At 44.0% G+C, this 6,727-nt stretch carries 4 protein-coding genes; all 4 read right to left on the minus strand.

Annotation, left to right across the window (positions count from 1 at the left end; all coding sequences use genetic code 11):
- Positions 1-15: 15 nt before the first annotated feature.
- The 4 genes from HMPREF9446_RS12545 to HMPREF9446_RS12560 all read right to left on the minus strand — a co-directional run bounded on the left by HMPREF9446_RS12545 (position 16) and on the right by HMPREF9446_RS12560 (position 6,517).
- The gene (locus tag HMPREF9446_RS12545; protein WP_009126053.1) at positions 16-1,398 is read right to left on the minus strand and encodes an MFS transporter; all 1,383 of its coding nucleotides are present in this window, start codon (positions 1,396-1,398) and stop codon (positions 16-18) included.
- A gap of 75 nt (positions 1,399-1,473) precedes the next feature.
- Entirely contained in the window at positions 1,474-2,646 is a 1,173-nt protein-coding gene (locus HMPREF9446_RS12550) for a glycoside hydrolase family 130 protein (RefSeq protein WP_039969443.1), read from the minus strand.
- A gap of 534 nt (positions 2,647-3,180) precedes the next feature.
- Complete coding sequence (locus HMPREF9446_RS12555; protein WP_009126055.1) at positions 3,181-4,068, minus strand: helix-turn-helix domain-containing protein; 888 nt, start codon at positions 4,066-4,068, stop codon at positions 3,181-3,183.
- A gap of 169 nt (positions 4,069-4,237) precedes the next feature.
- Positions 4,238-6,517 (minus strand): glycoside hydrolase family 3 N-terminal domain-containing protein, encoded by a 2,280-nt coding sequence (locus HMPREF9446_RS12560; RefSeq protein WP_245532277.1) that lies wholly within the window; start codon positions 6,515-6,517, stop codon positions 4,238-4,240.
- Between the last annotated feature and the right edge of the window lie 210 nt (positions 6,518-6,727).

The raw sequence follows: 6,727 nt of genomic DNA on the forward strand, positions 1-6,727 counted from the left end.
ATCTAACGATTTTTATCAATCAAGGACAGTACGCTTTTCTTTCAAATCAGCACTGATAGCTGCCATCCGGGACTTGTTCAGCGGATAAATGAGTAAAATCAAAATAGAAACTACAGCTATCATGGCAGGAATAAAGCTCATCAAGTATTTCAACCCATCCAGAGCTTCAGGTGTCTGCACCGCATTTTCAGCAGTGTTATAGCCAAAACAAGCCAATAAGGCCATTACAGCCCAACCGGCAAATGCCCCTCCAAATTTCTGTGCCATTGAACCCGAAGAGAAAATCAGACCGGTGGACGAGGAACCGTCTTTCTGCTCTGCATAATCTGCCACATCAGCATACATGCTCCAGATAAGCGGGGACACAATCCCTGTGCAAACGGAAATCAAGATTTGGAAAATCATCATCAACCACCATCCCAGGCTATCATTCGGGACAAAGAAGAAAAGTACGCTAAATATGGCCAGGCAAACCAATGACAAAATATAAGTTGATTTCTTGCCGAGCCTCAGAGAAAGAGGGACAGCCAATGCCACGCCAATCATATTGCAAACCTCCCCTACCATGAGGAATAATCCCGCATATAATAAAATGTGGAAGACACCGAAATCAAGAAAAGCATTTTCACTGATATAATCCTTAAAAAAATAAGCCGCTGTAGCGCCACGTACCGTACTAAACAAATTGGAGAGCAAGGCCGCACCATTCAATATCCACCAGGGTACATTGCAAACAAGCGACTTGATGTCCTTGCCTATCGACTCGGCAGCCGCACTCTTAACATGCTCGCAAGTCATACTGAAGCAGAGCAGGAAGCCTGAAAAGCAAAATATAGCGATGACTATCATTGCATACTGCCAGCTTTCCGGGTTATTATGTCCCATTGACTTGAACCAATTACACAACGGTTCCCATGCACCCAAAGCAATAAAGCTACCGCCGTATGCGAAAAACATACGGTAGGAGGAAAAAACAGTTTTTGTATTCGAATCATCTGTCATTACCCCCAACATAGCCCCGTATGGCACATTGATAGCTGTATATACCGTCATCATCAATATATAAGTGGTATAAGCCCAGATAAGCTTACCCGTTTCTTCCATATCGGGAGTCGTAAAGAGCAAAATTCCCGCCACTGCAAAAGGAGCCGCAATCCACAACAGATAAGGGCGGTACTTCCCCCAACGAGTATGGGTGCGGTCTGCAATAACCCCCATCATAGGATCAGACAGTGCATCCCAAATACGAGTTACCAACATCAGCAGTCCGGCGTCAGCCAGACTTAGTCCAAATATATTCGAATAAAAGAACGGCAGATAATAGGAAAATATCTTCCAGAACATAGAGGAAGACATATCCCCGAAACCATAACCGACTTTTTCTTTCAATGTTGCCATAGCATGCTGTGCATATTAATGATTAGTAGTAAAAGAATGAAAGGGACACACTATTTCCGTTCTTTCGCACATTCGTTATCTCATTATTTTCAGATTCTTGTCTATCATTTTTTTGAGCGTTTCCACAGAAGCGCATGAACATAACCCATCCACAGGTGTATGCATACAATAATCCACCAACTTATCAATGGTGGAAGTCGCTACATGCATCCGTGTATCGGAAGAAGCATAATAGATGAAAACCGTCCCATCTTCATCAGCAATCCAACCGTTGGTAAAGAGTACATTGCTCACGTCACCGACACGTTCTTCACCTTCAGGCACCATGAAAGCACCGGCAGGAGCAGCGATTAACCTGGCGGGATCTTTCAAAGAGGTCATATACATATAGAGTACATAACGCAATCCGGCAGCACAGCCGCGGACCCCATGCGCCAGATGCAACCAACCTTTTGACGTCTTGATAGGGTGAGGACCCTCCCCATTCTTCACTTCCTTGATTGTATGATAATAGCGCCGGTCAATGATGGTTTCTTCCTTTACTTCAGCATGTGTCATGTCATCTACCAGTGCCCAACCGATACCGCCACCACTTCCGGCATCAATAAACCCGTCTTGCGGACGAGTATAAAGCGCATACTTCCCATTTACGAACTCAGGATGCAACACCACGTTGCGCTGCTGGCTTTCAGTCTTCAAATCCGGCAGACGTTCCCAGTTTTTCAGGTCCTTGGTACGCGCAATAGCAGCTGTAGCCGTAGCGGAAGACAAATCTCCGGCAGGTGCATTGTCATCATGGCGTTCCGCACAGAAGATACCATAAATCCAACCATCTTCATGAGCAGTAAGCCGCATGTCATAAACATTAGTAGCAGGTATCACATCTTCGGGCATTGCTACGGGATAATCCCAGAAACGAAAATTATCTATACCGTTGGGACTTTCTGCAACTGCAAAAAATGACTTACGGTCAGCCCCCTCTACACGTACCATCAGCAAATATTTACCATTCCATTTGATGGCACCGGAATTCATTGTCGCATTGATACCGATACGTTCCATCAAATAAGGATTAGAGTCTTCATCCAGGTCGTAACGCCAAAATACAGGTGTATGAGCTGCTGTCACCACCGGATATTTATAGCGTGTAAATATACCATTTCCTTCTTCTATTGCCACATTCTTTCTCGTAATTAACTCTTCGTGTTTTTGAAAGAGCCTTTCTACCTTCTCTTTAAAGATTTCCATATTATTATGTTTGTTACTTAAATTTACATCTGTTGCGAAGGGTGCTTTTTGAGTTGCCATAATTAAAATAGGTTTCACAACAGCCATGTTCTGCATTCCACACATCATTATATACATATTATCATGATGCCTGGACATAAGATTATTTTCTGGCACAAAGATAGCTGATTGCACCAAGTGATAATGATACTATTTTATCCCTTTACTATATAAAACAACAGAAGAAAAAAAGAGCAAGCATTCACTGCAATAAAGTCACAGCCTCATCAACAGCCGCAGTAGCTTATTCCATTAGAAATACTTTACTCATCATTGACAAATAAAGCCTAACACATGATTACAATTGAATTACATGTACTATAATCGGGAATCTATTTAGAAAACCGGAAAAGATACGGGTTCTACAAGCCCAGAGTTATGTCAAAACAGCCGACAAACATAAAACAAGGCAAATCTTTTTCTGATAACAAGCAACAAACTATTCACCAACTAAAAAGCCGATTACTTTAAACGAAGAATACTGATACTATATTATCATATCACAATCTTCTTCTTCCTGTAGTTTTCACGAAATTCCTTTGGAGAGCAATCCTTCTTTCGTTTAAATATCCGGTTAAAGTTAGAAAGATTATTGAACCCACAATCATAACAAACTTCAGCAATCGTACGAGTGGAATCAACCAGCAGACGGGTAGCAAATCCCAAACGGATATCAATGATATAATCAGAAAGCGTCTTGCCGGTACGCAAGCGGAAGAACCGGCTGAAAGAAACCGGTGTCATCCCCACCATATCAGCCAAAAAGCCCAAACGGATATCTTCCTGATAATGATCGGCAATATATTTTTGGACTTTCTGTACCCGCCTACTATCAGAAAATACTTCTATCTTTGCAAAAGAAGAAGTGGAAAGCACTTGTGCATTGTCATACAAAGACAACTCATAGAGTATTCTCAAGAAGTTCATAACCGCATAAAATCCCTGTTCTTCGGAAGCCAGTTTATCAAGCCAGTTATAGACCTGCATAATGGCCTGCATGGGAAAAGAGAGACCACATTGCGCACGTTCAAGCATGCGGCGAATACTATCAAACTGGTTCTTGTTGATAACGCTTCCAAAAAACAAGTCAGACGAGAATTGAATCGTGATTTCACGGATATCTTTAGAGACACATTCATGCTGTTCCCAAACATGCTCCAATTCCTTTCCGGTTATCAACACCAAATCATAATCTCCTATGATCTCAGCTGAATCCCCCACTACACGACGTACCCCCGAAGCGTGTTCGGTAAAATTCAGTTCGTATTCAGCATGACAATGAATAGGGTAGGTAAACTCTGTTTTATGTCGGTCAGCAATATAAAAGCAATCCCGTTCGGACAAAGGAGTAATCTCCCTCATTATACAACTGTTGTTTTCCATGGCATTGTATCAAAAAAGTATCATGCAACAAATATACTCATTCTTTTTAATCCCGCAATCATACCCAGTGTTACATTTAAGGATAAAACCGTCATACCTTCTCTCAACAATTGCCACACCAAGACTTGGCAACTGCAACATTAGTTCCCGACAATCTTTTTCCCAGGCATCATTTTACCGTAAACGTCTCCTTCAACAAATCCTTATCATCCGAAGAGGCCCCCACCATCACGATGAACTCGCCCGGCTCTACAACCTTCTTCATCTTTATATCATAGAAAGCCAGTTTATCGGGAGTTATCTTGAAGTTTACCACTCTGCTCTCTCCCGCTTTCAGAGGCACACGTGCAAAATCTTTCAGTTCTTTCACCGGACGTGTAACGCAACTGAACTTATCGCGAATATAGAGCTGGACAATCTCCACACCGTCACGGCTGCCTGTATTCGTCACTTTCACACTTACACCGACACTACCGTCCTTCTCGATTTCCTTCCGGTCTAAATTCAAGTCTTCATACTTATAAGTAGTATAGGATAAACCATATCCAAACGGATAAAGCGGTGTACTTGGTTTTCCTGCCACATATGGATGGAAATACTGAGAAGGCTTGTGGTTGTAAATCATCTGGAGTTGTCCCACACTGTGAGGAATGGTTATGGCTAATTTGGCAGAAGGATTAACCTTACCATACAGAATCTCGGCCACAGCCTGTCCACCCTGCATACCCGGAGCCCATGCCTCTACAATCGCCGGCAGGTTTTCGGCGGCCCAACGTACACTCAAGGGACGTCCGTTAACCAATACCAGCACAGTCGGTTTACCGGAAGCGGCTACTTTCTCAATCAATTCTTCCTGCAAGCCTACGAGATCAAGGTCACTACGATCCGTGTCCTCGCCATCAGTACGGTCGTTCCAACGGAAGCGCATCATATATTCACCGGCCACCACGATGTTCAAATCCGCATTCTTAGCGTGGGCAGCCGCCTCATCCACTTTCTTCGGATCCATATTACGAGGATCCCAACCTTGGTCAACGAAATCAAATTGCGTATCGGGAGCTATCATCCGCAGTCCCTCGAGGATAGTTGTCACATTCTCCTCCTTTTCAGGGGCACTCCAGTCACCGAGAATATTCTGGTCATCGGCATTGATTCCCGTAACCATTATCTTTTTATATTTGGAAGGATCCAGCGGCAATACACCCTCGTTTTTCAGAAGTACGATGCCGTTGCGTGCTGCCTCAAGGGCTGTTGCGCGATGTTCGCCACACAAACGGATCTTCATAGTCTCTTCCACATCTGCATATGGTTGTTCAAACAGGCCGAGACGGAATTTGATGTCAAGAATACGACGTACGGATTCATCTATACGAGATTCCGGAATACGGCCTTCCTTCACTAACTCCACTACCATCTCATTCCAGTGGATACCGTGCATGTGCATATCCATACCGGACATAATGGATTGATAAAAGGCCTCCTTCAGATTCTCCGCCGTAGCATGCAGGTCATGGGTATGCTCAATATCCATCCAGTCGCTGACAACAAATCCGGGAAAATTCCACTCGCCGCGAAGCACATCCGCCATCAGCCACTCATTGCTGTGGCAAGGCACTCCGTTCAGTTCATTATGTGCTGTCATCAATGACATGGCACCTGCCTTGACACCAGCTTCAAACGGCGGGAAAAAGACTTCGCGGAGCGTACGTTCGGATAAATCCGCCGGAGAACCGTTCGTTCCGTTGATAGGCTCACTACCGCCTACAAAGTGCTTGATACAGGCCAATACATCTTCTTTACTGTCCAGACTTCCCTGATACCCCTTGACGGACTGCACTCCCATCCGTGTCACCAGATACGGATCTTCACCGAATGTCTCACCAACACGTCCCCAACGAGCATCACGGGCTACTTCCACATTCGGATTGAACGTCCAATGCATATTCATGGCACGCATTTCCTTAGCTGTCTCACGGGCTATCCGGTAAGCCATCAGTGTATCAAAAGAACAAGCCAGATTGATATTTGTGGGATATACCGTATTGCCCGGAGCATTGGCATTGCCGTGAATGGCATCAATACCAAAGATAATAGGTATCTGCAAACGGCTCTTCATGGCAAGAGACTGCAAATAGTTCGCCTCTTCAATCGTAAGCACATGAAGAAAAGACCCTATAAGCCCCTGCTCTGTCCATGCAGCTACCTCTTTGTCCGTAATACCGGGATAGAAAGCGTTTGCCGTATTGTTTTTCAACTCCTCTTCGGTCATCACGGCACTGTTTGCCTTGATATGCTCCAGACCGACAAACTGATTCATCTGGCCTACTTTCTCCTCCAAAGTCATTCTGCCAAGAAGATCCTCCACCCTCTCCTTTACTGGAGCTTCAGGATCCTTATACACTTCCTTCCGGCTTCCGCCACACGATACCAAGCAAGTAACTATTGCCATAACAATTAGTTTGTTTTTCATTGAACGTATTATTTTTGTAAGTAGATTTTTGTATTTTGCCACAAAGATAGGGAGATTCGATAAAATCAAGCAGCATTATTTTATCCAATCATAGTATCATTTGTTTCCAACTACCACATAGGTTGTTATCTCCTGGTGTCAGAACAATAATAAAGAGGCCGCTTGAGGGTCAACGTAAAAACCTGAGGG

This window comes from Bacteroides fluxus YIT 12057, assembly GCF_000195635.1.
In the GTDB taxonomy this organism is placed as follows: Bacteria; Bacteroidota; Bacteroidia; order Bacteroidales; family Bacteroidaceae; genus Bacteroides; species Bacteroides fluxus.

Bases quoted from the DNA above. Each gene is read 5' to 3' on its own strand.
- HMPREF9446_RS12550 (WP_039969443.1), bottom strand. From the start codon at position 2,646: ATGGAAATCTTTAAAGAGAAGGTAGAAAGGCTCTTTCAAAAACACGAA.
- HMPREF9446_RS12560 (WP_245532277.1), bottom strand. From the start codon at position 6,517: ATGGCAATAGTTACTTGCTTGGTATCGTGTGGCGGAAGCCGGAAGGAA.
- HMPREF9446_RS12545 (WP_009126053.1), bottom strand. From the start codon at position 1,398: ATGGCAACATTGAAAGAAAAAGTCGGTTATGGTTTCGGGGATATGTCT.
- HMPREF9446_RS12555 (WP_009126055.1), bottom strand. From the start codon at position 4,068: ATGGAAAACAACAGTTGTATAATGAGGGAGATTACTCCTTTGTCCGAA.